The following is a 24,701-nucleotide window of genomic DNA, read 5'->3' on the forward strand; positions in this document are numbered from 1 at the left end:
GTTTCACCGGAGCTTGCGGCGGCGTCGAAGCCGAGCAAGCTCCATTCCTTTAGCTAACCGCGCCCTCCTCCTCGCCGGTCCCGTCGTCGTCGAAGACGTTTCAGGGGTCTTCTCAGATGACGGTGTAGGTCGGCCGAGCGCGTCGGTCCGGAGATAGACGTCGAGGTCTCCCGACGACGGAGGTTCCTACGCCTTCCATCCGAAAGACCTCGACGTGTCCGACGCTACCCCGCCGGCCGGCTTCGGCCGCCCAGACCTGACCGCCTTCGCTCGACTCGACGGCCTCGGTCTGAGCGTGACCGGACAACGGCTTGAACCGGATCGTGCGGTCCTCGCGTGCCGCGTGGTGGAACCAGATCAGTGGTGCCGACGGTGCGGCCGCGAAGGCGCTGCTCGTGACACCGTGATCCGGCGGTTGGCCCACGAGCCGCTGGGCTGGCGACCGACCGTGCTGGAAGTTGTAGTGCGCCGCTACCGCTGTGCCGACTGCGGACACGTGTGGCGCCAAGACACCAGCGCCGCGGCGGAGCCACGCGCGAAGCTCTCGCGCACCGGGCTGCGGTGGGCGCTGGAAGGGATCGTGGTCGCACACCTCACCGTCGCCCGTGTCGCCGAGGGACTCGGGGTCGCGTGGGACACCGCCAACGCGGTCCTGGCTGAAGGCAAGCGGCTGCTGATCAACGACCCCACGCGGTTTGAGGGCGTGAAGGTCATTGGCGTCGATGAGCACGTCTGGCGCCACACCAGGCGTGGCGACAAGTGCGTCACCGTGATCATCGACCTCACCCCGGTCCGCGATGGCGCCGGCCAGCAAGGCTGCTGGACATGGTCGAGGGCCGGTCGAAGGCGGCGTTCAAGACCTGGCTCGCCGACCGCGACGACGCCTTCCGTGACGTGGTCGAGGTGGTCGCGATGGACGGCTTCACCGGGTTCAAGACCGCCGCTGCAGAGGAGATCCCGGACGCGGTCACGGTGATGGATCCCTTCCACGTCGTGCGCCTGGCCGGTGACGCCCTCGACAGGTGCCGGCGCCGGGTCCAACTCGCGATCCACGGGCACCGTGGGTTCAGGGACGACCCGCTCTACAAGTCGCGGCGCACGCTGCACACCGGCGAGGACCTGCTCACCGACAAGCAGAGCGACAGGCTACGCGCGCTGTTCGTTGATGACGCTCACGTCGAGGTCGAGGCGACCTGGGGTGTCTACCAGCGCATGATCGCCGCCTATCGCCACGAGGACCGGCAACGTGGCCGCGAGCTCATGGAGAAGCTGATCACCGACCTCAGCGCCGGCGTCCCCAAGGTGCTCACCGAGCTCACCACCCTGGGCCGGACCCTGAAGAAGCGAGCCGCTGACGTGCTCGCCTACTTCGAACGACCCGGCACCAGCGACGGGCCGACCGAGGCGCTCAACGGACGGCTCGAACACCTGCGCGGCTCCGCACTCGGGTTCCGCAACCTGACCAACTACATCGCCCGAAGCCTGCTCGAGACCGGCGGCTTCAGACCCCAACTCCTACACCCCCGATTGGGATGAGCCGGATTCCCTCGGCGGGCGTCGGTGTCTTTCATGGCGGGATCACCCCGGAACGTGCGTATGAGCACGCACCACCCATCAGAAACGGGTGGTGCGTACGAAATCATGGTCCCGCGTCGCCGCGGGTCCGCTCATGCGGAGAGAATGTGGGGTGATCCCGGGCGTCGAGAGATCAACGCCCGAAGAGTGTGCGCGTCAAGCGCGTCGCCACTCCTCTTCGTCCAACCAGTCGTCCACCGGATCCGGTCGTTCTACAACCGGATCGCCCTGTCCGGAGAGCTCACGCTGCAAGCTTTCCAGGTCGGTGTTCGGAGTGGAGTACTTCAGCTGACGTGCAACCTTCGTCTGCTTTGCCTTTGCCCGGCCGCGGCCCATATGGGACCCCCTCGCACAATGACGGGGCGGCCAAACAATTGGCGGCCCCGTTCTCTTGAAGTAATTCTGTCGTGGGGACCAGTCTAGCGCGCCTCTAGGATTTGTGTTGTCCACCCTGTGTTGCCGCGCCGACGCGTCTTTCCGACTTGTTCACCATCTTGGTCGCCTCGCGGCGGACCTTCGCGGGTAGATCGTCCTGCGCGAGCAACGACCGGATCGCCTCGACGTCACCGCCGGCGAGCAGATCACGTGATCGCACACCGTGACCGGGGCGGTAAACGACGGTGATCCGATCGCCCTGCGCCACCGTGCCGTTGCGGACAACGCGCAGGTAGGTGCCGAAATCTGCCTGCGCCAGGAACCGCTTCATCCAGCGTGGCTCACCCGCCCACACCGCGAAGGTCTTGCAGGGGACGCGAGGGATGGTCACCTCGAGGACCGGCCCGTCGGTGCCGACTTCCCATCGCTCCCCGACGACCGCATCGGTGACCGCCATCCCGTCGATGCGCAGGTTCTCCCCGAACCATCCGTAAGGAAGCTCACGTCCGAGCTCGTCGGCCCATCGGCGCGCCTCGGGATCGGCGTAGGCGTACACCGCCTGATCGACGCCGCCGTGGTGTCGCTTGTTACCCACGTGGTCGTCGACGAGACCGAGTTCGTCGACGTCGAGGCGCCCTCTGCGGGGCCGCTTGTCGATGGCGGAGGGGCCGATGCCCTCTAGGATCACGTCGTCGCCGGCCGCGCACACGGCCAGCACCACACCCGTGCTCAACCGTTGCGTCCCGGCGCCGCCGAACCGCTGCGGAGTCGTTCCACGGCCGCGCGTCCCGCCTGGACCCGATCGTCGTCGCGAATCGAATCCGGATCGATCCGCGCGCTGACGGCGGACTCGGCCCCGACCGACAACTCCACGTCGCGCCGACGTTGCGCTTGACGAGTGCCAGCGCGATGGGACCCCACTCATGGTGGTCGACGACCGTGCCCACCCGGCCGACGGTTCGTCCGCCGACGGTGACCGGGTCGCCGGGGACGGGTCGCTCGTCGACGCTCCCGTCCAGATGCAGCAGGACCAGCCGTCGAGGCGACTTGCCGAGGTTGTGTACGCGGGCGACGGTCTCCTGGCCGCGGTAGCAACCCTTGTCCAGGTGGACCGCGCCGAACTCGTCCGGACCGCCGATCCAGTCGACCTCGTGCGGGATCGTGCGTTCGTCGGTGTCGGCGCCGAGCCGGGGTCGGCGGGCGGCCACGCGCAGGGCTTCGAAAGCCCAGCTGCCGGCCATTCGCGCGCCGGCCTCGGACAGCGTGTCCCACCAGCGGGTCAGCACGTACTCGGGCACCACGAGGTCGACGACCGGCAGGTCCCGGTCCTCGCCGAGCGGGGGCATGCGCCGCCAGAAGCCGAGCGGTTCGTCCTCGTGGTGCGACTCGGGCAACCCGCCCGCCTGGTACACGACGGCGTCCGCGCCGATCTCCAGGAGATCAGCGACCGGACCGTCGAGGGCCCCGGGCCCGATCAGCGTCAGGACCTTCATGTCCGCACGCGCGGCGGGTTCGGCCTTGGCCCAGAACACCATCTTGGTCAGGAAGTCGAGCAGCGGTCCGCCGCGCGAACCCTCGGTGTCGATCCACGTCACGCCGTCGATGTCGGTGAGGACGAAATGCTCTTCGACACGACCGTTGAGGTCGAGAGAGAGGTCTTCGGCGCTCGACCGGTCGGCGAGGGTGGCGATGTGCTGGCTGCTGATGGTGTGCAGCCAGGTCAGGCGTTCGGCGCCGGCGATCTCGAGAACGGCGCGGTCGGACCTGTCGGCGATGATCACGCCACGTTGTGCGGCTCGTTGTTCGCCGAGGGGGTCGCCGTAGTGCCACGCGGTGTCGGCGGAGAGGAGGTCGCCGGGGCCGGGCACCGCCCCGCCCTCGGAATGCCTGGTCAGGATGGGTGAGCGGCTCACGCGTCGATTCTACGGGTCGATTCGGCGCGGGGCTGCGACGCATGACAACCTTCTATCCATGGCGGATTCGATCCTTGTCTCCCTCGACGGCACCCGACACGATGCCGACGCTCCCTTCCTCCACGCCGACGACCTGGCCGCGGTGCGCGGTGACGGCATCTTCGAGACGCTTCTCGTGCGCGGCGGCCGGGCGCGATGCGTCCGACTGCATCTCGAGCGACTGGCCCGGAGTGCGGCCGCGATGGAACTCGACAAGCCCGATCTCGACGAGTGGCGGGCGGTGATCGAGACCGCGACGCAGGCGTGGACGGAGAAGCACGGGTCGTCGGGTGAGGCACTGCTGCGGTTCGTCTACTCCCGCGGACGCGAGCACGGTTCGGCGCCGACCGCGTACGTCACCGTCGACGCGGTGCCCGACCGGGTGTCGGCGGCGCGTGCGGACGGTGTCCGGGTGGTCACCCTCGCTCGCGGCTTCTCGATCGACCTCGCCGCCACGGCGCCCTGGCAGCTCCTCGGCGCGAAGACCCTCAGCTACGCCACGAACATGGCGGCCCTGCGCCACGCGTCGGCCGAGGGCTTCGACGACGTGATCTTCGTCAGCAGCGAGGGCGCCGTCCTCGAAGGGCCCCGAGCCACGGTCGTCGCCGTGTACTCCGACACCCTGGTCACACCGCCGACCGAGATCGGGATTCTCGAGTCGACCACCGTGCGTGCGGTTTTCGATGTCGCGGAACAGGAGGGTTGGACGACCAAGACCGACGTCCTACGGCCCGAGGATCTGGTGGCGGCCGACTCGGTCTGGCTGGTGAGCAGCGTGACCCTCGCGGCGCGGGTCACCCATCTCAACCGGTACGTGATGCCGCTCGCCGCGGACGCCGCGAAGTTCACCGATCTGGTCGACCGGGCCATCTCGGTGGACGACAATTGATCCCGGTCACCCCCACCTGATCTCGTCCGCCTGGGGCACACACCCGCGTGGGTGAGAGGGAAGACACCGCTTCGAACTGGTCGGCGGGACCTTTGGCGCTTGTAAGGGCCCGGTGACCAGGCGTAACGTCGCGCCTACGACCTACTACTACCGCTAGTAGTAGGTACCCGGCAGGTTTCGACCTTGCCCCCGCAGCCCGGGGGCCGGCAACTCGATTCGAGGCGATATGGACGCTCTGGACGTCTCCAGATGGCAATTCGGGATCACGACCGTCTACCACTTCATCCTGGTGCCGTTGACGATCGGCCTCGCGCCGATGATCGCGGTGATGCAGACGGTGTGGCATGTCACCGGCAACGAGCAGTGGCTGCGCGCCACGAAGTTCTTCGGCAAGCTCTTCCTGATCAACTTCGCGCTCGGTGTCGCGACCGGCATCGTCCAGGAGTTCCAGTTCGGCATGAACTGGAGCGAGTACAGCCGGTTCGTCGCCGATGTCTTCGGCGCGCCACTGGCCCTGGAGGGTCTCGTCGCCTTCTTCCTCGAATCGACGTTCATCGGGCTCTGGATCTTCGGCTGGGACCGCCTGCCGCGCCGCGTGCACCTGGCCTGTATCTGGTTGGCCGCCATCGGTGTGAACGCGTCGGCGTATTTCATCATCGCCGCGAACTCGTGGATGCAGCACCCCGTCGGCGTCACATGGGATGACGAACGCGGCCGGCCTGCCATGAACGACTTCGTCGCGGTGCTCACCAACAACACGACCCTGGCGGCCTTCCCGCACGTCATCGCCGGCGCCTTCCTCACCGCCGGTACCTTCGTCGCGGCCATCGGCATCTGGTGGATGGCGCGGAACTCATGGCGGGCCAAGAAGATCCGCGAGGCCGCGGACACCGGTGACCTGTCCGAGATCCCGGACAGCACCTCGCCGAGCCACGTCGACGCCACACCCGAGGACCTCGAGAAGGACGCCCGCGACCTCTGGCGGCCGGTCACGAGACTCGCGTTGTGGATCACCATCGTCTCCGGTGTCGCGCTGTTCATCACCGGGGACCTCCAGGCGCAGATCATGTTCAAACAGCAGCCGATGAAGATGGCGTCCGCGGAGTCGCTGTGCGAGACCGAGACGGGTCCGGGTTTCTCGGTTCTGTCGATCGGCCGCCAGAACAACTGCGAGAACATCGAACACGTCATCGAGATCCCGAAGATGCTGTCGTTCCTCGCGAATCACGACTTCGATTCGACTCTGCAGGGCGTCGAGGAACTACAGGAGCAGTACACCCGGGCCTTCGCCGGACAGCCGAACGTGCCGGCGAACCAGAACTTCGCACCCAACCTCTTCGTGACCTACTGGGGCTTCCGGGCGATGATCACCTGGGCGCTCGGCTCGGTGGTCGTGGCCTTGGGCGGACTGTGGTTCACGCGCCGTAAGCGGGTGGTCGAATCCAGACGCTTCGGCTTCATCGCCCTGTTGATGATCCCGACGCCGTTCCTGGCCAACAGTTCCGGCTGGATCTTCACCGAGATGGGACGCCAGCCGTGGGTCGTGGCGCCCAACTGGGAGGACGACCTCGACCCGCTCCGGATCAGCATGCTGGTGCAGAACGGTGTGTCCAACCATTCGGCAAGCACCGTGCTCGTCACGCTGATCGGTTTCACGCTGCTCTACGGTGCCCTCGGCATCGTGTGGTTCATGCTGCAGCGGCGCTATGTCATCGAGGGCCCGGCCGCACACGATGCGCGACCGCCGGGCCACACCGACGACGACGAGTCCGATTCCGATGAACCCAAACAGCTCTCGTTCGCGTACTAGAGGAGCGTGCTCATGAGTCTCGAAGAAATCTGGTTCCTGGTCATCGCGTTCCTGTTCGTCGGGTATTTCGTACTGGAGGGCTTCGATTTCGGTGTCGGCATGCTGATGCCGATCCTCGGTTCGAGTCACACCGGCGGCGACGACAAGGTCGCCGCCGACGATCCCGAAGCCGACCCCGACAAACGGCGCCGCGCGCTCCTCAACACCATCGGCCCGGTCTGGGACGGCAACGAGGTCTGGCTCATCACCGCGGGTGCGGCGTTGTTCGCGGCCTTCGGCGGTTGGTACGCAACCATGTTCAGTGCGTTCTACCTACCGCTGTTCCTCATCCTCATCGGGCTCATCGTGCGGGTCTGCGCGATCGAGTGGCGGGGCAAGATCAACAACCCCCGCTGGCGCGTGTGGTGCGACGTCGGAATCGGGCTGGGTTCGTGGATTCCGGCGATCCTGTGGGGTGTGGCGTTCGCCAACATCGTGCGCGGGCTCCCGATCGACGCTGACGCCCAGTACACGGGTGGGTTCTTCAACCTCCTCAACCCGTATGCCCTGCTCGGCGGCGCCACGACCCTGCTCGCGTTCCTCACCCACGGGGCGGTGTTCATCTCGCTGAAGACCTCCGGTGTGCTGCAGGAGGATTCGGCTCGCTACGCTGCCCGGCTGGCCTGGCCGACACTGATCGTGGCCGCCGTGTTCCTGCTGTGGACCCAGTTCGCCTACGGCAGCTCGTGGACCTGGATTCCGGTGCTCATCGCCGCCGTCGCCGCGGTGGGCATGGTGGCCGCCACCCAGATCCGCCGCGAGGGTTACGCATTCATGTTCACCTGCATCGCGATCGCCGGCACGGTCGCCACGCTGTTCGCCGTGCTCTTCCCGAACACGATTCCGTCGACCCTGAATCCGCAGTGGAACCTCACCATCGAGAACACGTCGTCGAGCGATTACACCCTCACGATCATGACGTGGGCGGCCGTGCTCATCACCCCGGTGGTGATGGGCTACCAGGCCTGGACCTATTGGGTGTTCCGAAAGCGACTGTCGGTCGCGCACATCCCGGACCCGGCCGGACTTCCGTCGTTGCGAATCCCGAGCAAGTGAGACGCACCGCCCGGCCTCCGCTCGACCCCCGGCTGCTGCGGTATTCGCCGACGACGCGGCGGTATGTCGGGGTCACCGCGGCGTTCGCGGTGGCCGAGGTGGTCGCGATCATCGTGGTGGCCGCGATGGTGGCGTCGATCGTCTCCGAACTGATCGTGTCGCCCGGGGCGCGGTCGTTCGCCGCGCAGGGCGTTCACCTGACCGTGTTGGCCGCAGCACTGGCGGCCCGGGCCGCGATGGCATACGGACACGACCGATACGCGCACCGCGCCGCCGAGCGTGCGATCGCGGAGATGCGTGCCGAGGCCCTCGATGTCCTCACCGATCCGGCCCGCACGTCGCCGCGATCGCTGACGGCGATCCGCGAACACGCGAGCACTGTCCTCCTGCGCGGGCTGGACGCCCTTGGGCCGTATCTGTCGGGCTACCTACCGGCCCTGGTGGCCGCGGCGGTTCTGACGCCGACGGTCACGGTGGTCATCGCGTTCGCCGACTGGCCGTCGGCGCTCATCATCCTCGTCACCCTGCCCCTCATCCCGCTGTTCATGGTGCTCGTCGGACTGATGACGCGCGATCGCACCACACGCAAGCTGGCGACGATGAGCCGGCTGAGTGCCCAGCTCCTCGACCTCATCGCCGGATTGCCGACGTTGCGCGCACTGAACCGGGCCGGCGCCCCGGCGGTTCGGGTCGGTGAACTCGGTGAAGCCCACCGCCGCAGCACGATGAGTTCGCTGCGGGTCGCGTTCCTGTCGGGCGCCGTCCTCGAGTTACTGGCCACGCTCTGCGTCGCACTGGTCGCCGTGGGGATTGGTCTCCGTCTGGTCTATGGCGAGATGTCGTTGTACGCAGGAGTTTTCGCGTTGATCCTGGCGCCGGAGGCATACCTGCCGCTGCGTCGGGTCGGCATGCAGTTCCACAATTCCACCGACGGCCTCACCGCAGCCGAGCAGGTCTTCGAGCTCATCACACCGCAGTCTGAGGCGGCCACGCTGTCCGCCACCGGGAATCGTGGGGTCAGCGTCGCAGGCGAACCGATCACCGTGCTCGACGTCGGCATCCACGGGCGCGACGGATGGGCGCCGGAGTGCCTCCGCACGACGATCGAACCCGGGGCGCTGACCGTGTTCGCCGGACCGAACGGGTCGGGCAAGTCGACGATGCTGGCGGCGATGATGGGCCTGCTCGCTCCGGACGCGGGATCGGTGCTGATCGGGTCCATCCCCGTCGCCCAGGCCGATCCGGCGGCGCTGCACGAACAGATCGCCTGGCTGCCCCAGCAACCGGTGATCGTGCCGGGCACGGTCGCCGAGAACCTGGAGCTGCTCGGCGCGCTGGACCGCGACGCCTTCGAATCGGTGTCCACGGCAACAGGCTTCGCCGCGGTCCTGGGCGAGTTGCCGGTCCGGTTCGGCACGGTGCTGGGAACCGGCGGGGTCGGGCTCTCCGCGGGACAACGGCAACGCCTCGCCCTGACCCGAGTCCTCGCCTCGCCGGCGCCGCTGCTGCTGCTCGACGAACCGACCGCCCACCTCGACGAGGCGTCCGAGCGCGACGTGTTCGCCGCACTCCGCGATCGCGCTCGGGCCGGGGACACCGTCGTCGTGGTGGCGCACCGGGGAGTCGCCCGCGAGTACGCGGACCGGGTGGTGGACTTCCCGGCGGCCACCGGCACAGCAGCCGCGGGCACGGCCGAGGAGGTGGACCATGCGCGGTGATCCGTTGATCCGGGCCCTGGGCTTCCTCGGCCTGCGCCGGCGTCCCGCGCTCACCGCGCTCGCGCTCGGTGTCGGCGGCTCGCTCTCGGCCCTCTTCCTGGCGGCGCTGTCGGCCTGGCTCATCACCCGTGCGTGGCAGATGCCGCCGGTGCTGTACCTGTCGGTCGCGATCACCGCGGTCCGGGCGCTGGGTATCTCGCGCGGTGTGTTCCGCTATCTGGAACGGCTGGCGACCCACGATCTCGCTCTGCAGGCCATGGCCACCGCGCGGCAACGGGTGTACACGGCGTTGGCGTCGGGCGCACCGGGTTATTCGGTCACGCTGCGGCGGAGTGAACTGCTGAACCGGACCAGTGACGACGTCGACGAGATCGGGAACGCCCTCATCCGCGGCCTCATCCCGATCGGCATCGGTGCCACGACATCGCTTGCGGCAGTGGTGGTGATGGCGCTGGTCTCGGTGCCCGCGGCCGTGGTGCTCGCACTCGCGCTGGCCGTCAGCGGCGGTGTGGCGCCGTGGCTGGCCGCACGCGGTGGTGCCCGGTCGATCCGCGACGGCGCGCAGGCCGCGTCCGAGGCCACGGAGGCCGCCACGACGGCGCTGTGGCACGCGCCTGAACTCGTCGTCGCACGCAGACGCCATCACGCGCTGGCAGCGGCCGCAGCGGCGGATCGCCGCCATCTCGACGCCACGGACCGGGGTATCCGGTGGCAGGCATCCGCCGCGGCGGCGACTCCGCTGGCATTGGGTGCGTCGCTGATCGCGGCATGCGTCATCGCCGTCGAATTGGCCTCGGCGACCTCGGGTTCGCTCGCCGGGGTGAGTTCGGGGGCTGGACTGACGCCGATGATCCTCGGTGTGCTCGTCCTGCTGCCGCTGTCGGCCTTCGAATCCACCGCGCCGCTCACCGAGGCCGGGCTGCAGATCGAGCGGAGCCGACAGAGTGCGGCCCGGCTCATGGCGCTGGTGGACGGGGCGCACGCCGACGGAACAGTCGATGTAACCGACGCCGAGGTGTATCGGTCTCCGGTGCGCCTGAGGACCACGGGCTTGCGCTGGGGACACCGGGATCGGGAGGTCCTCGGTCCCGCGGCGGGCGTGGATCTCGACCTGCGACCTGGTTCGCGTCTGGTGGTCACCGGCCCGAGCGGGGCGGGGAAGTCGACGCTGCTCCTCACCCTCGCCGGGTTGTTGCCGCCGATGGCCGGGGACGTCGAGGCGGTCGACGTCGGCGACGGTTCGATCGTCGGGTTACGTTCGGCGGGATGCTATTTCGCCGAGGAGGCGCACATCTTCTCGACGTCGGTCCGCGAGAACCTGCGCGTCGCCCGCGGTGACATCACCGACGAGGAGATCGACACCGCGCTGGCGGCCGCCGGGCTGCAGCGCTGGGCCGCAGCACTTCCCGACGGTCTGGACACCGTCCTCACCGGTGGGGCCGATGCGATGAGCGGCGGGCAGCGGCGGCGACTGCTGCTCGCCCGCGCACTGCTGCATCCCGCGCCGGTCGTCCTGCTCGACGAACCGACCGAGCATCTCGACGAGGCGGACTCCGACGAGCTGTTGCGGCGCCTCCTGGGGATCGAGCGGGACCTGTTCGGGCCCGACCGCATCGTCGTCGTGGTGACGCACCAGCCACCGGCCGATACCGGTGCGGTGGAGGTCCTCGAATTGGCGGGCCGGCCCCTTTCTGCTCCCTGAGGTGCGAGCGAAGCGAGCCACGAAGGGCTCCGCAGCGTGCCTCACCAGGCCCTTCGTGGCTCGTCGCTATCGCTCCTCGCACCTCAGGGAGCAATAGTCAGCGGCTCTCTGCCTGTGGGCGGGCACGAAACAAGAACCGGGGCCGGACGTACACGTCGTCCGGCCCCGGTTCCCCCCTGTGAGAGGCGGGAGGGCTAACCCGTGGACACCTCGTATCCCATCGGCAGCATCGTCGACTTGTGCTCGAGGAAGGACTCGAGACCTTCTCGGCCGTTCTCACGGCCGATGCCCGAGTTCTTGTAACCGCCGAACGGTGACTCGGGATCGATGGCGTACCAATTGATCCCGAAGGTGCCGGTGCGGATCTTGGTGGAGATCTCGATGCCGCGCTCGACGTCGTTCGTCCACACCGTGCCGGCGAGTCCGTAGCTCGAGTCGTTGGCGATGGCGATGGCCTCGTCGACGTCGTCGTAGGCGATGACCGACAGCACGGGACCGAAGATCTCCTCCTGCGCGATGGCCATGTCGTTGGTGACGCCGGTGAAGATCGTGGGGGTGAGGAAGTAGCCGGAGTCGAGTCCCTCGGGACGCTCGCTTTCGAGAACCGCGGTGGCACCGGCCTTCTTGCCGAGTTCGACGTACTCCTCGACCTTGTTCCGCTGGTTCTCGGTGATCAGCGGTCCGAGCTGGGCCTCCGGATCGGAGGGCAGCCCGACCTTCATCGCCTTCGCGGCCTCGACCATCGCGGCCACGATCTCGTCCTGTCGGCTGCGCGGCACCAGAATTCGCGTCTGCGCGACGCATGCCTGGCCCGTGTTGAACAGGCCGAGGAACGTCAGCATGAAAGCGTTCGCGGCGAGGTCGACGTCGTCGAGGACGATGGCGGCCGACTTGCCGCCCAGCTCGAGCGAACACCGCTTGAGGGTCTGGGCGCAGGCGGCGCCGATCGCCTTGCCGGCCGCGGTCGAACCGGTGAAGGTGATCTTGTCGACGTCGGGATGCGCGACGAGCGCCTGCCCGGTCTCGGCGCCGCCGGTGACCACCGAGATCGCCTCGGCGGGCACGCCTGCCTCGATGAACAGCTGCGCGACGTAGTTGCCGGTCATGGGGGTCTCGGGTGCGGGTTTGAGCACCACCGAGCAGCCCGCGGCCAGTGCGGCACCCATCTTGTTGCAGGTGATGAACAGCGGGACGTTCCAGGCACAGATCGCGCCGACGACGCCCACCGGTTCGCGGGTGATGCGGGTGGTGCCGAACAGGCCGGTGCGGTATTCCTCCCACTGATAGTCACGGGCCGCGTTGGCGTAGGCGCGCAGGACACCGGTGCCGGGGAGCTGTTGGAGGGTGCTGATCGCGCTCGGCGGCGCGCCCATCTCGGCCGACACGAGCGCGGTGATCTCGTCGCCCCGCTCGTCGATCAGATCGGCGACCTTCGCGATGATGTCGGCGCGCTGCGCGGGCGGCGTCGAACTCCAGACCCCGGAGTCGAAGGCCGCGCGCGCCGCGCGGACCGCGGCGTCGACGTCGGTGGCGTCGGCGAGCGGTACCGAACCGACGCGCTCACCGGTGGCGGGGGAGTGGACCTCGAGGGTCTCGGTGGAATGGGGATCGGCCCATCGGCCGCCGATGAGCAACTGGGGTTGATCGCCCCCGCCGGTGAGGGTGGCGGGTTGGGACTCCACGGTCTCGGTCATTACGCGTGTGCTCCTCAGAGGACGGGGCCCTGTCCGGGCGTGGGCGGTCGACAGCCGCCGACGGACAGGTGTGAACTACGGCACACGCAATACTAGAACACGTTCTAACTCTGATGCCAGGGGTGGTCGTCAGGAACTCCCGAAGGCCACCCGGGCCTCCATCCCCTGCATCACGTCGTGGAGGATCTCGATCTGATCGGTCGGGTCCTCGGCCTCGAGGAGTCGTTGCTGGTCATGCGGTTGTCCCGCCGTCTGCGCCGCCCACCGGTGGATGGGCGAGAGGTCCGCGGCCCGGGGATCGGAGTCGATGAGGGCGAAGGCGGCGATGATCGGCTCGGGATCCTCGCCGGCGGCGCGGAACTTCCGCCGGATCAGCTCGCGGTGTCGTTCGGCGAGGTCGCGCAGACGGGCCAGATCGGAGCGGCTCGGGGTCCGCTCGGGCAACACCGTGATGCGGGCGCGCGGATACGGATCGTCGGGCAGCCACTCCTCGACCCGGAACCGGTGTCGGCCGATCGCGGTCAGCGTCGCGCGGCCGTCCGGTAGCCGGGCGGTGATCTCGGCGTGCGCCAGCGTGCCGACGCGGCAGCGTGACTCGCCGCCGCCGACCTCCGAACCGCGCTCGATCAGCACCACGCCGAATCGGACCGTGGGTGGATCGGTCGAGGTGTCGACGTGGTCGTCGAGCATCTGCCGATAGCGCGGTTCGAAGATGCGCAGCGGCAGTTCCGCGCTCGGCACCAGGGCGGTGCCGAGCGGGAACATGGGCGCGACGAGCGACGCGCCCGCCGCCGGTTCAGGGGTCAGGGCGTGCTCGTCTCAGGACTTGGGCCGCGCGTCGAGCACGACCTCGAACTCGAGCAGATCGGCACCCGAGGCGACCGGCTTGGCGCGCTCACCGGAGTGCGCCTCGCGGGCCGGACCCGCCGACCAGGCCTGGAAGTCCTCTTCGGACTCCCACTCGGTGACGACGAAGTAGCGGTCGTCGCCCTTGACCGGACGCAGCAGCTGGAATCCGAGGAACCCCTTGGACCCGTCGACCGAGTGGGCGCGATTGGCGAACCGCTTCTCCAGTTCGGGGCCCGCGCCCTCGGGGACGGAGATGGCATTGATCTTCACAACAGACATGCGTCCACCATAGGCGCTGTGCGGGGGCGGTCGTCTGGGGAACGACGACACGGTGGTCGGGCCCCGTGCCGGTCGTCGGTGGCACTGCGGTTCTGCGACTACAGTTCTGGCATGTTCGACGGTGAGGTTCCGCAGGAGACCGGACTTCGCGACCACGGTGGTCCCGAAGTCGCGGACGAAGCGAACGGATCGTCGGCCACAGTCGAGCGCGCGGCGCCGCCCATCGTGTTGCTGCACGGCCTGATGGGCCGCGGACGGACATGGCGCCGCCAGGTCCCGTGGCTGCGCCGGTACGGCCGGGTGTTCACCTACGACGCCGCGTTCCACACCGGCGCCTACGCCGAACAACCCTGCGACGACGGCGAACTCGCGACGGAGCGGTTCGTCGCCGACCTCGCCGAGGTCCTCACCTGGATCGACCGCGGGCCTGCGGTCCTCATCGGGCATTCGATGGGAGCCCTACACGCCTGGTGCGCGGCGGCGGAGTACCCCGAACTCGTCGCAGCGCTGGTCGTCGAGGACATGGCCCCCGACTTCCGCGGCCGGACCACCACGAGCTGGACCCCGTGGTTCGAGTCCTGGCCGGACCGATTCGCCTCCGAGGCCGAAGCCGTCGAGATGTTCGGGCCGGTGGCCGGCCGCTACTTCTTCGAGGCCTTCGACGACGGCCGGTTACACGGTCGGATTCCGTTGTGGGCCGCGATCGCCGAGGAATGGGGCCGACGCGATTTCTGGACGCAATGGCGTTCGGTCGGCGTGCCGGCGCTGCTGATCGAGGCCGAGCACGGGGTCACCCCGCCGGGGCAGATGCGGACGATGTGCGCGGTCAACGACCACGCCCGGCATCTCCGCGTGCCGGATGCCGGACATCTGATCCACGACGACGCGCCACATGTGTATCGCGGTGCGGTGGAGGCATTCCTGTCCGGCCTCGACCGCTGAGACCGCCGCGCAACGTAATTCGGGGCGTACACGACGAATCGTGTACGCCCCGAGGAGGAACGGGTGGCGTCAGGCGGGGTCGGCCGGCGCGATGGGCGCGCCGTTGAGCCGACGCCAGCAGTGCACCAGGAACAACTGGGCCACCGGAGCCGCGACGATGAGTCCCACGTAGCAGAGGAGCACGCCGACGAGGTTGATGGCGTAGGTGACCAGCAGGGTCAGGATCGAGTCGCCGACCTTCGACTTGGTCAACTCGAAGGACGCCTTCATCGCGTTGATCGGCGACAGACTCTTGTCGATGGTCGCGACCACCGAGAACATCAGGAAGAACATCGCGATGATGCCCGGGATGATGCACAGCGCGTAGCCGATACCCGTGATGAGGCCGACGAGGATCGCGGTTCCGATGACCGGCCCGAAGCGGATCGGGGTCAGGAACGACTTCGCCGTCACCGGTTCGCCGTTGGCCACCCGGACCGCGCCCGAGATGATGCTCGCCTGGATGTAGAGGAGGCCCAGGATGAAAACGAGGTACACCAGGCCGAGGAGGATGCCGCCGCCGAGGCCGAGCGACGTCTCCTCGTAGTAGAAGCCATTGCCGTAGTCGACGGTCTCGGTGGTGCCGAAGATCGACACCGCGGAGAACCCCACCGCGATGAGTGCTGCGCCCAACAGGAACACCGCGAGGCCCGGCAGGATCATCGCGCCGACGTTGTTCTTGAACTTGCCGAAGGCCCACGAGAACGCGGTGCCCACGTCGATCTTGCCCGAATCTCCCGGCGCGCCGTAGGGATCCGGGGCTCCGGGATAGGCCCCGGCGTCACCGTACTGCGGCCCGCCCGGAGGCGGCGGAGGCGGGGCCTGGCCGTACTGCGGCTGCGGCGGCGGCTGCTGGCCGTACGGCGGTTGCTGCCCGTACTGCGGCGGCTGCTGCCCGTATTGGGGCGGCTGCTGCCCGGGGAAGCCGCCCGGTTGCTGCGGGTCCGGCGGCGGGACAGGGGGATACGGCGGCTGACTCATGGATCGGGACATTAGCAACGATCCGGGCGTGGTGGGAGACTATCTCCGAACGATCAAACGACTGGTCAATGAACCCGGCACGGATTATGAGGTCTGTCATCGCCGGCTCGAGCGGAGTTCCGGTACAGCCGTCTCGGTGCCGTTCGGCGGAGTCCCGGCGGAGCTATGCCTCGCCGGCGAGGCAGTAGCGTCCGCTTGCGGTGATCTCCACGAGCCCGTCGACGAGCAGCGAATCCAGGGCCCGGTCGCGCTGGGCGGTGTCGGAGGTCCACACGACGTCGAGTGCGGCGCGGTCGACGGCGCCGCTCGTGTTGCGCAGGACATCGAGGAGCAGCCCGCGCACCTGGCGGTCGGTGCCGGCGAACTTCTGCACCCGGCGCGGCGGTCCGGAGTGCGTCGGCCGGCCGAGGCCGACCCAGGTGCAACCGTCGACGAGAGGGCACTTGTCGCACTTGGGGTTTCGGGCCGTGCAGACGAGCGCGCCGAGTTCCATCAGCGCCGCCGAGAAGCGTGGTGCCGACGCGGCGTAGGTGCCGTCGTCGGACCGGGGGAGCAGCGCCTGCGCGTCGGCGAGATCCCGCCGCGACGGATTCGCCGGTTGTTCGCGCCCGTGAACCGCGCGGACGATGACCCGCCGGACGTTGGTGTCGACCACCGGCACGGCCTGTCCATAGGCGAAGCAGGCGACCGCCCGTGCGGTGTAGTCCCCGATACCGGGCAGTCCCAGCATGGTCTCGACATCCTCGGGAACCCGATCGCCGTGGTCGGCGGCCAGCACCTTGGCGCACTCGTGAAGGCGGAGCGCGCGTCGGGGGTAGCCGAGCTTGCCCCACGCCCGCAGGACCTCCCCGGCCGGTTCGACCGCCATCGCCGAGGGGGCCGGCCATCGCCGGACCCACTCCCGCCAGGGTTCGACCACCCGGGACACCGGCGTCTGCTGCAACATGATCTCGCTGATGAGGATCTGCCAGCCGCTACACGACGGGTCACGCCACGGAAGATCCCGTTCATGCATATCGAACCAACCGAGCAGATGGCCCGATGGCACACTATTGGGCATGACCGCAACGACACCACGGCAGGCCTGGCGCATCCTGCGCGACGGCAACAACCGATTTGTGACAGGTGAATCTCAGCATCCCAGCCAGGGTATCGAGGACCGGGCGCGACTCGCCGGGGGCCAGCATCCGCACGTCGCGCTCTTCGGTTGCGCCGACTCGCGGCTGGCGGCCGAGATCATCTTCGACCAGGGTCTCGGCGACATGTTCGTCGTCCGCACGGCCGGTCAGGTCATCGACTCGGCGGTCCTCGGTTCGCTCGAGTACGCCGTCGAGGTGTTGCAGGTGCCGCTCATCGTGATCCTCGGGCACGACAGCTGCGGGGCGGTGAAGGCCACCCTCGACGCGCTCGACGACAACCAGATCCCCGGCGGTTACATCCGGGACGTCGTGGAACGGGTCACCCCCAGCATCCTCGCCGGCCGTAGCGAGGGCCTGACACGAGTCGACGAGTTCGAGGCCCGCCATGTGGTGGAGACCGGGCAGCTGCTCATGCAGCGCAGCCGGATCATCGCCGATCGGATCAGTACCGGCCGCCTGGCGATCGTCGGCCTGACCTACCAGCTCAGCGAGGGGCAGGTGAACGTCCAGGGCGTGTACGGGGACATCGGTGAACGCCCGGCGCCCACCGCGGTGGCCGAGTCTGCCTGACGTCGTATTCGTCTCCGCATGCGGTGGACCTGAAGGCGAACTCTAGACTTTGCCTGCTCGGGACCGCTTTCCCGCTGCGACACGCCGCACGTGATGAACCAGAAGTCAAGACCCGGCCGTTAGCGTTGTGGTCGTGATCGAACCCCAGGGCCCGCTGCCACCCGAGATCTACTGGCGACGCCGCGTCGTCGCCGCGGGTGGTGCGCTGGTCGTGGTCGGTCTGGTCGTAGCACTGATCGTGTGGATGACGTCGGGAAGCGGGGATCCGCAGAACACCGCAGCCACCGCGAGCGTGTCGTCGAGCTCATCGGCGTCGTCGACGACATCCGCGCCGCCCGCGTCGGAACCGCAGGCGGGTGGCGCCTCCGGTGAACCGGATGCGGGGGGCGGCGCCGGCGGCGGGGCGGGTGCTCCGGCGGGGCCGCCCGCGGGGTCCGCGACCCCGGTCGAATCGGCAAGTCCAGCAGGCGTTCCCGGAGCGGCCGGCGGGCCGGCCCTGTGCCCGGATCAGGCGATCTCGGTGGTCCTCTACACCGACAAGCCCACCTACACGATCGGACAGAACCCGGTGTTCACCATCGTGACCACCAACGCGGGACTGTCCGAGTGCACCCGCGACGTCGGCAAGGCCGTGCAGAACGTCATCGTCCGCACCCTGGACGGCACCCGGACGCTGTGGTCGGCGCGCGACTGCTCGCCGCTGAACACCGTCAACAACGTGGTGCTCAAGCCTGCGCAGCAGGTCAAGGACACGATCACCTGGTCGGGCACCACCAGCAGCCCCGGTTGCGAGCGCCCGCGGACCCAGGTGCCCGCCGGCTCCTACTCCGCCATCGGCAAGATCGGCGAACGTGAATCGTTCCCGATCACGTTCAACATGGTCGCCCCGGCCCAACAGCCCTGAGCGACGGTCACGTTCGCCGGGCCAGGCGACTAGTCGTAGCGCTCGATGCTGGTCTCGGCCAGGCGGGTACCGCGAACTATTCGTTCGCTAGGTAAAGTACCGACTCGTTGAGTATCAATGATGAGATCTCCTACCTCGGTCTCGTCTGGCGGGGAGGTCTCTCATCCGAGTCGGATTCAAGGCGTTCATGCGTCGCTGTGTGGTTGCCGCGGGCGTTGCGGTGACGTGCGCATCATCAGCGCTGGTGTGGGGCAGCGGGCCCGCAGTGGCATCCGACCCGGAGATGCTCAGGGCTGACGCGGGTTGCGTCTGGAGAACGCCGGCCGAGCGCGCTCAGAACCTACAGACTTGTACCTTCGACTCGACTGCGCTCGGGCGAGAGGCCACGGTCCAGATCCGAGCCGCAGACACACGAGAGCGCCAGGCAGGGCGCGGAATCTACTTCCTGGACGGATTGGGGTCGAATCCGGAGTTCAGTACGTGGACAGCGGAGCCTGAAACCGTCGCTGCCTACGATTCCGTCAACACTCTCGTCTTTCCGGCCGGTGGTGCAGGTGAGTGGATGACAGACTGGGAGAAAGCGCCCACCGGTCAGTCGATTCCGCCGCAATGGAGCTCGTTCATCGGGGTCGAACTGCCGAAGTATCTGCAGCGGAACTTCGATGTGCCGAGATCGGGCAACGGCATCGTCGGGGTATCGATGTCCGCGGGTCCGGCGATCGTCCTTGCGCTGGACCATCCAACGGTGTTCAAAGTGGCCCGTTCCTACTCCGGCTACTATCCGACTGACAACCCGCTCGGGTGGTTGGGAATACCTGCCATCCAGCGTGAGCGTGCCGACATCGAGAACGGACGCACCGCGATGTGGGGAGACCCTGAGGCGCCGGGTAACCGCTGGGCACAGAACGACGTCCTGTCCCGTATCGGCGAAGTCGCGCGAACTCGCCAGACCGTGATTGTTTCCTCCGGGAACGGAATTCGACCAGCAATGAACTCCGCGAAGCCAACCAGGTCCTTCAGGAACGATTGGCTGCTGATCCCGGATCGGGTCCGAAGCTCGTGCAGCAGGCGGCAACCGCGCTAGCTCTGGGAGTTGCGCTGGAGTCTGGCGCTATGTTCTCGACGGTGGCCCTCCAGGCCGTATCGACACGTCTCGGACTGCCGATCTCGTTCAACTATCGGAACGGCGGACACAACTGGTATGCGTGGTCGGCGGACGCGAACGATGACGCGCAGATGATCGAACGAGCACTGCTGTCCAACTAGCGGCCTCGCGGCCGTTGCCGTGATCGAGGTACCAGTCGCCCGAATACGCGCGATCAGTCGTAGCGCTCGATGCTGGTCTCGGCCAGGCGGGACAGTCCCTCACGGATGTGGCGGGCCCAGATGCTGCCGATACCCTCGACCGCCTGCAGATCGGCCGACGAGCTCGCGAGCAGCGCCTGTAGGGTCCCGAAGCTGCGCACGAGCCGGTCCACGTGGGCGAACTGCAGCCGCGAGATCCGGGCGAGCAGACGGTAACCGCGGGGACTCATCGCCGTGTCCTGGGCCTCGATCGTCGTCGGGTACCCGAAGGCCCCGGCGAGCAGGGTGAGGTCGAGAAGGTCTGCGTCGCTGAGGTTCTCGACGACCTCGAGCGCCTGGCGGACATCCTCGGCGGTCGCCGGCTCGGGGCTGGCGTAGTAGTCGCGGACGAGCAGTTCGCGCATGGTGTCGTTGTCGCTGATCAGCTCCTCGAGCTGCAGGCTGACCTGCCGGCCGTTCACACCGAGTTCGAGGACGTACTCCTCGATCTCGGCCGACACACGACGGACCATCTCCATGCGCTGGGCGGTCGACATCGCGTCGCGCAGCAGCACGTAGTCCTCGATCTCCGCGCGCGACAGCGCCGAGATCACCTCGTCGAGCCGGGCCTTGTACCGCTCGAGGGTGGCCAGCGCGACGTTGGCGCGGGACAGGATCGGGTCCGGGCTCTCGACGACCCGGCGGGCGCCGTCGACGTAGACGCTCACGATCGACATCGACGCGCTCACCGAGATCACCGGATGCCCGGTCTGGATGGCGGTCCGCTCCGCCGCGCGGTGACGGGTGCCCGACTCCTCGGTCGGGATGGAGGGATCGGGGACCAGCTGGACGTTGGCCCGCACGATGCGCTTGCCGTCGGTGGAGAGCACGACTGCGCCGTCCATCTTGGCGAGCTCGCGCAGTCGCGTCGGCGCGAACTCCACGTCGAGGTGGAAACCGCCGTCGCAGATCTTCTCGACGTCGGAGTCGTGCCCCAGCACGATGAGGGCGCCGGTGCCGCCTCGCAGGATGCGTTCGAGGCCGTCACGAAGCGGCGTGCCGGGCGCGACGCGCGCCACCGTGTCGCGCGTCAGCTCGGATCTGACCACCTCGGCAACCATGACTTCCCTCCAGTGACCCGTCCGTCCCCGCGGGGACGGCGCCCACCCGCGCCGGGCCGGATGCCAGCGACATCGGCCGTTCTGATGGTGACTAGGGTACCGGGGTGTGAAGAGCAGCAGTTTCGTGGTGCCCGACGACCTGGACGAGGTGGAACGCCACCCGAAGGCGGCGAAGCCGGGCGAACCCGTCCGCATGCACAACCCGACCTGCTACGGCTGCGGACCGGACTCCCCGCAGGGCCTGCATCTGGTGGTGCATGCGGGTGAGGGGTTCACCGTCGACGCGTCGATGGAGGTCGAGACCCGGATGGAGGGCGGCCCCGGCGTCATCCACGGCGGCATCCTGAGCACCGCGTTCGACGAGGTGATGGGCACGATCCCGCTCCTGATCGGGCCCTCCGGGGTGACGGTGCATCTCGAGGTGGATTACATCCGGCCCATCCCGGTGGGCTCGACGCTGCAGTTCACCGGCACCTTGCTGGGCCGACAGCGCCGCAAGATCTTCACCGAGGCGGTCGCCCACATCGGTAATCCGGACGAGCCGGTGGCCAGCGCACACGCGATCTTCGTGACGATCGATGTGCGGAAGCACTTCGCCGCCCATGTCGAGAAGAGCGCCCGGGCGGAGGAGTACAAACGCCGGATGTACCCCTAGGCGTAGCGGCCAGGGGGACGGGTCAGAAGGGCGCGTCCACCGGATCGGCGTCGCGGAGACCGACGGCGTCGCCGAGGTTCGCCACACGCAGGATCCGGATGCCCGTCGGCAGTTCCTCGTCGGTGGCCGCGGGGATGATCGCCTCCCGGAAGCCGAGTCGCTTCGCCTCGGCGAGTCGGCGCGCGACGGCCGAGACACGACGGACCTCACCGCCGAGCCCGACCTCGCCGACGACCACCGTCGACTGCGGGATCGGCTGGTTCTTCACCGTGGAGTACACGGCGAGCGCGATCGCGAGATCGGCGGCCGGCTCGGTCACGCGCATGCCGCCCACCGTGGAGAGATACACCTCGCTCTTCGCGATCTGTTTCAGACCCCCGCGTGCCTGCAGGACCGCGAGCACCATCGAGACGCGGTTCATGTCCAGGCCGGAGACCGCCCGGCGCGGAATGTTCATCTCGGTGCCGTTCGCCAGCGCCTGGACCTCGCCCACCAGTGCGCGTTTGCCGTCCATGGTCACCAGGGTCGCGCTGCCGCTCACATCCGAATCACGTTGATGCAGAAAGATTCCGGAGGGATCCGGGACCTGATGGATGCCGTCGTCGCGCTGTTCGAAACACCCCACCTCGTCGGCCGCACCGAACCGGTTCTTGACACCGCGGACCATGCGTAGCGTCGAGTGCCGGTCACCCTCGAACGCGAGTACGACGTCGACGAGGTGCTCCAGCGACCGCGGCCCGGCGACCGCGCCCTCCTTGGTGACGTGGCCGACGAGGATGACCGCGACCCCGCGGTTCTTGGCGAGCGAGACCAGTGCGGTCGTGACCGCCCGGATCTGGGTCACGCCGCCGGTGACGCCGTCGGCCCCGGAGGCGACGAGGGTCTGTACCGAGTCGACGATCATGAGTGACGGCGCGACGGAGTCGACGTGGCCGAGGATCGTCGCGAGGTCGGTCTCGGCGGCCAGGTAGACGTTCGGGTGCACCGCGCCGGTGCGCTCGGCCCGCATGCGGACCTGCCCGGCAGATTCCTCGCCGGTGATGTAGAGCGCCGTGCGGTCCTGTGCCGCCCAGTGTTTGACGGCTTCGAGCAGCAGCGTCGACTTGCCGACGCCGGGCTCACCGGCCAGCAGGATGACCGAGCCCGGGACGACGCCGCGGCCCAGCACCCGGTCGAGCTCGCCGATGCCCGTGGGGATCGCGGCGGACGATTCGGCGTCGACCTCGGTGATGCGCAGAGCGGGGCTCGACGGTGCGACCGCCGCGGTCGAGCGCGCCGACGGTGCCGGCCCGGCCACCTCGCCGATGGTGCCCCATTCGCCGCACTCGGGGCAGCGGCCCACCCACTTGGGCACCTGATGGCCACACGCGGTGCAGCGGAAGGACGTCTTGGTTCTGGCCACCCGGTCAGCCTAGGTGGCGGGGCCGACAGAACGAGCGAGGCCCGGCGGGTGCCGGGCCTCGCTCGTGGAAGTGGTTCGACCGGTGGTCAGTGGCCGCCTTCGCCGTGACCCTCGCCGTCGGCGCCGTGTTCGCCGGTGCCGGCCCCGGAGCCCTCTTCGCCGTGGCCCTCGTCGCCGTGATGCTGGTTGTAGAACGTCGGCTCGGCGTTACGTGCCACGTCCTGGCGCTCGAGCTCGGCGCCGCCGTCGACCGGGGCGTCGACGGTGGTCTGGCCGGCATCGACCCAGCGGCCGTCGGCCTCGCGCTTCTCGAACACGAACGTCAGCTCGGTCGTCAGACCCGCCGCGACCGTGTCACCGGTGTTGTCGAGCTCGACGCTGAGGCGCTTCTCGAACTCGGCGTTGGCGCCGACCGGGGTGCCGCCGCGCAGCGCCCCGTTGGGCGGGATGACGCGGTCATCGGCCTCAGCGCCCTCGATGAAGGTGACCTGCCCCTCCTCGGGGTTGATCCCCTTGAGGCGGTAGTAGACAAGCGGATCGGAGTTGGCGATGACGAACGCCAGCTCGAACGGTCCGCCGTCGCCGAAGACCGTCGATGCGTCGTTCTCGGGGTAGAGGATCTGCACGTCGCGGAGCTCGAGTTCGTCGTAGTTGACGTTCGCGCCGTTGATCGCGGGCAGCTGATTGGCGGTCTGCGAGATCTGACCCGCACCGCAGCCGGTGGTGCCGAGGGCGACGGCGATGCCGATCGCGGCAACCGCGGTCACCATGCGAGATGGCCGAACCGCCGACCGCCGCGCGGAAAGTGATAGCACTGACACCCGATCCTCCCAGGTCAAACGAAGCCGACATGCAGCGCGCGAAACCCTGCACTACGCAGCGTAGTGGGCGCGGTGCGGAAAAGTCCGGCCGGGTACCCGATTGGTCTGTCGCCGTCGCCGGCGCCACGGCCCCGCAGCGGTCGCCGGGTGGTCGTGCCCACGTCGTCCCAGGGGTCGGCGGGCGGTGCCGGGGAGCCCGGTCGACACCGTGGTGGGGCGTACCCCGCGCCAGGCCGACGGGGAGCTCCGGTGGGGTAGCGCACCCTCACCGCGCACCCCTCGCGACCTCGCAAGAGCCTGTCATGAAACCTGTTCACCGCGTTGACCTGCACCGTTGGGTGGGTGCCTCGGAACGCCCGTGCTAGACTGGCTTCACTCGAAAGGGGCAAGGAACATTGAATTTCAAAGTTGGCGACACCGTCGTTTACCCCCATCACGGTGCTGCCCGGGTCGAAGACATCGTGACCCGGACCATCAAGGGTGAGCAGATCGAATACCTTGTTCTCAAGGTTGCCGACGGTGACATGACCGTTCAGATTCCCTCGACGAAGCTCGAGTACGTGGGCGTTCGCGACGTCGTCGGGCAGGAAGGTCTCGATCAGGTCTTCCAGGTTCTGCGGGCCCCGCACACCGAGGAGCCGACCAACTGGGCGCGCCGGTTCAAGGCGAACCAGGAGAAGCTGATCTCGGGCGACATCATCAAGGTCGCCGAGATCGTCCGCGACCTCTGGCGTCGCGAACAGGATCGTGGGTTGTCGGCCGGTGAGAAGCGGATGCTGACCCGAGCCCGTCGCGTTCTGGTCGACGAGTTGTCACTCGCCCAGAACACCGACGACGAGAAGGCCACCAGCATGCTGGACGAGGTTCTCGCCGCCGCTTCCTGACCGCCGGTCGCACCTGGTTCA

The 24,701-nt window shown here is 68.3% G+C and carries 22 protein-coding genes and 2 pseudogenes; 13 read left to right on the top strand and 11 right to left on the bottom strand.

What is annotated here, in order from left to right:
- The first annotated feature begins 214 nt into the window (after nt 1-214).
- Nucleotides 215-1,536: pseudogene (locus QAD21_RS04285) on the top strand (ISL3-like element ISPfr2 family transposase).
- Nucleotides 1,537-1,731: 195 nt separating this feature from the next.
- Here QAD21_RS04285 and QAD21_RS04290 read toward each other — a convergent pair.
- The 3 genes and pseudogenes from QAD21_RS04290 to QAD21_RS04300 all read right to left on the bottom strand — a co-directional run bounded on the left by QAD21_RS04290 (nt 1,732) and on the right by QAD21_RS04300 (nt 3,863).
- Nucleotides 1,732-1,911 (bottom strand): DUF3073 domain-containing protein, encoded by a 180-nt coding sequence (locus QAD21_RS04290; protein WP_083229484.1) that lies wholly within the window; start codon nt 1,909-1,911, stop codon nt 1,732-1,734.
- A 94-nt stretch (nt 1,912-2,005) separates the two neighbouring features.
- On the bottom strand, nt 2,006-2,671 hold the full coding sequence (locus QAD21_RS04295; RefSeq protein ID WP_068972215.1) for an MOSC domain-containing protein: 666 nt from the start codon (nt 2,669-2,671) through the stop codon (nt 2,006-2,008).
- A gap of 8 nt (nt 2,672-2,679) precedes the next feature.
- Nucleotides 2,680-3,863: pseudogene (locus QAD21_RS04300) on the bottom strand (folate-binding protein).
- Nucleotides 3,864-3,921: 58 nt separating this feature from the next.
- On the opposite strand from QAD21_RS04300, the gene QAD21_RS04305 reads away from it, so the two are divergent.
- The 5 genes from QAD21_RS04305 (at nt 3,922) to cydC (ending at nt 11,116) form a co-directional block, all read left to right on the top strand.
- On the top strand, nt 3,922-4,791 hold the full coding sequence (locus tag QAD21_RS04305) for an aminodeoxychorismate lyase (protein ID WP_280360559.1): 870 nt from the start codon (nt 3,922-3,924) through the stop codon (nt 4,789-4,791).
- Nucleotides 4,792-5,017: 226 nt separating this feature from the next.
- Entirely contained in the window at nt 5,018-6,601 is a 1,584-nt protein-coding gene (locus tag QAD21_RS04310) for a cytochrome ubiquinol oxidase subunit I (protein WP_065629162.1), read from the top strand.
- 12 nt (nt 6,602-6,613) lie between these two features.
- The gene (gene cydB, locus QAD21_RS04315; RefSeq protein ID WP_065629163.1) at nt 6,614-7,696 is read left to right on the top strand and encodes a cytochrome d ubiquinol oxidase subunit II; all 1,083 of its coding nucleotides are present in this window, start codon (nt 6,614-6,616) and stop codon (nt 7,694-7,696) included.
- A complete protein-coding gene (gene cydD, locus QAD21_RS04320; RefSeq protein ID WP_068972214.1) occupies nt 7,693-9,414 on the top strand; it encodes a thiol reductant ABC exporter subunit CydD in 1,722 nt (573 codons plus the stop codon). The genes cydB and cydD overlap by 4 nt, the downstream gene beginning before the upstream one ends.
- Nucleotides 9,404-11,116 (top strand): thiol reductant ABC exporter subunit CydC, encoded by a 1,713-nt coding sequence (gene cydC, locus QAD21_RS04325; protein WP_068972213.1) that lies wholly within the window; start codon nt 9,404-9,406, stop codon nt 11,114-11,116. Before cydD ends, cydC begins: the two co-directional genes overlap by 11 nt.
- A 194-nt stretch (nt 11,117-11,310) precedes the next feature.
- Here cydC and QAD21_RS04330 read toward each other — a convergent pair whose 3' ends face one another.
- From QAD21_RS04330 to QAD21_RS04340, 3 genes are all read right to left on the bottom strand, one after another.
- A complete protein-coding gene (locus tag QAD21_RS04330; protein WP_068972212.1) occupies nt 11,311-12,810 on the bottom strand; it encodes an aldehyde dehydrogenase in 1,500 nt (499 codons plus the stop codon).
- Nucleotides 12,811-12,939: 129 nt separating this feature from the next.
- Nucleotides 12,940-13,575, bottom strand: a complete 636-nt coding sequence (locus tag QAD21_RS04335) for an LON peptidase substrate-binding domain-containing protein (protein WP_068972211.1) — start codon at nt 13,573-13,575, stop codon at nt 12,940-12,942.
- A 54-nt stretch (nt 13,576-13,629) separates the two neighbouring features.
- Nucleotides 13,630-13,938 carry an antibiotic biosynthesis monooxygenase gene (locus QAD21_RS04340; RefSeq protein WP_035717146.1) on the bottom strand — a complete coding sequence of 103 codons (309 nt, stop codon included), beginning with the start codon at nt 13,936-13,938 and terminating at the stop codon, nt 13,630-13,632.
- A 111-nt stretch (nt 13,939-14,049) separates the two neighbouring features.
- On the opposite strand from QAD21_RS04340, the gene QAD21_RS04345 reads away from it, so the two are divergent.
- A complete protein-coding gene (locus tag QAD21_RS04345; RefSeq protein ID WP_068972230.1) occupies nt 14,050-14,880 on the top strand; it encodes an alpha/beta hydrolase in 831 nt (276 codons plus the stop codon).
- A 69-nt stretch (nt 14,881-14,949) separates the two neighbouring features.
- Here QAD21_RS04345 and QAD21_RS04350 read toward each other — a convergent pair whose 3' ends face one another.
- Both QAD21_RS04350 and QAD21_RS04355 read right to left on the bottom strand, forming a co-directional pair.
- Nucleotides 14,950-15,900, bottom strand: coding sequence for a hypothetical protein (locus QAD21_RS04350; protein WP_068972210.1), 951 nt, complete (start codon nt 15,898-15,900; stop codon nt 14,950-14,952).
- 163 nt (nt 15,901-16,063) lie between these two features.
- Nucleotides 16,064-16,960 (bottom strand): A/G-specific adenine glycosylase, encoded by an 897-nt coding sequence (locus tag QAD21_RS04355; RefSeq protein WP_280360560.1) that lies wholly within the window; start codon nt 16,958-16,960, stop codon nt 16,064-16,066.
- Here QAD21_RS04355 and QAD21_RS04360 point away from each other — a divergent pair.
- The 4 genes from QAD21_RS04360 to QAD21_RS04375 all read left to right on the top strand — a co-directional run bounded on the left by QAD21_RS04360 (nt 16,959) and on the right by QAD21_RS04375 (nt 19,779).
- Nucleotides 16,959-17,609 (top strand): carbonic anhydrase, encoded by a 651-nt coding sequence (locus QAD21_RS04360; RefSeq protein ID WP_055475232.1) that lies wholly within the window; start codon nt 16,959-16,961, stop codon nt 17,607-17,609. The genes QAD21_RS04355 and QAD21_RS04360 overlap by 2 nt on opposite strands.
- Before the next feature lie 133 nt (nt 17,610-17,742).
- Nucleotides 17,743-18,513, top strand: a complete 771-nt coding sequence (locus QAD21_RS04365) for a hypothetical protein (protein WP_058252679.1) — start codon at nt 17,743-17,745, stop codon at nt 18,511-18,513.
- A 283-nt stretch (nt 18,514-18,796) separates the two neighbouring features.
- A complete protein-coding gene (locus QAD21_RS04370; RefSeq protein WP_280361580.1) occupies nt 18,797-19,597 on the top strand; it encodes an alpha/beta hydrolase-fold protein in 801 nt (266 codons plus the stop codon).
- Between the two features lie 29 nt (nt 19,598-19,626).
- The gene (locus QAD21_RS04375; protein ID WP_280360561.1) at nt 19,627-19,779 is read left to right on the top strand and encodes a hypothetical protein; all 153 of its coding nucleotides are present in this window, start codon (nt 19,627-19,629) and stop codon (nt 19,777-19,779) included.
- A 53-nt stretch (nt 19,780-19,832) separates the two neighbouring features.
- Here QAD21_RS04375 and disA read toward each other — a convergent pair whose 3' ends face one another.
- On the bottom strand, nt 19,833-20,918 hold the full coding sequence (gene disA / locus QAD21_RS04380) for a DNA integrity scanning diadenylate cyclase DisA (protein ID WP_055475230.1): 1,086 nt from the start codon (nt 20,916-20,918) through the stop codon (nt 19,833-19,835).
- 127 nt (nt 20,919-21,045) lie between these two features.
- Between disA and QAD21_RS04385 the strand changes: the two genes are divergently transcribed.
- Nucleotides 21,046-21,573, top strand: coding sequence for a PaaI family thioesterase (locus QAD21_RS04385; RefSeq protein ID WP_171011614.1), 528 nt, complete (start codon nt 21,046-21,048; stop codon nt 21,571-21,573).
- A 22-nt stretch (nt 21,574-21,595) separates the two neighbouring features.
- Here QAD21_RS04385 and radA read toward each other — a convergent pair whose 3' ends face one another.
- Complete coding sequence (gene radA / locus QAD21_RS04390) at nt 21,596-22,975, bottom strand: DNA repair protein RadA (protein ID WP_055475228.1); 1,380 nt, start codon at nt 22,973-22,975, stop codon at nt 21,596-21,598.
- Between the two features lie 86 nt (nt 22,976-23,061).
- Nucleotides 23,062-23,745 (bottom strand): hypothetical protein, encoded by a 684-nt coding sequence (locus QAD21_RS04395; protein WP_280360562.1) that lies wholly within the window; start codon nt 23,743-23,745, stop codon nt 23,062-23,064.
- Between the two features lie 446 nt (nt 23,746-24,191).
- On the opposite strand from QAD21_RS04395, the gene QAD21_RS04400 reads away from it, so the two are divergent.
- Nucleotides 24,192-24,680 (top strand): CarD family transcriptional regulator, encoded by a 489-nt coding sequence (locus QAD21_RS04400; RefSeq protein ID WP_004020903.1) that lies wholly within the window; start codon nt 24,192-24,194, stop codon nt 24,678-24,680.
- Nucleotides 24,681-24,701: the final 21 nt, after the last annotated feature.

Origin of the sequence: Gordonia sp. SMJS1 (genome assembly GCF_029866425.1) — a bacterium.
Lineage (GTDB): Bacteria > Actinomycetota > Actinomycetes > Mycobacteriales > Mycobacteriaceae > Gordonia > Gordonia hongkongensis.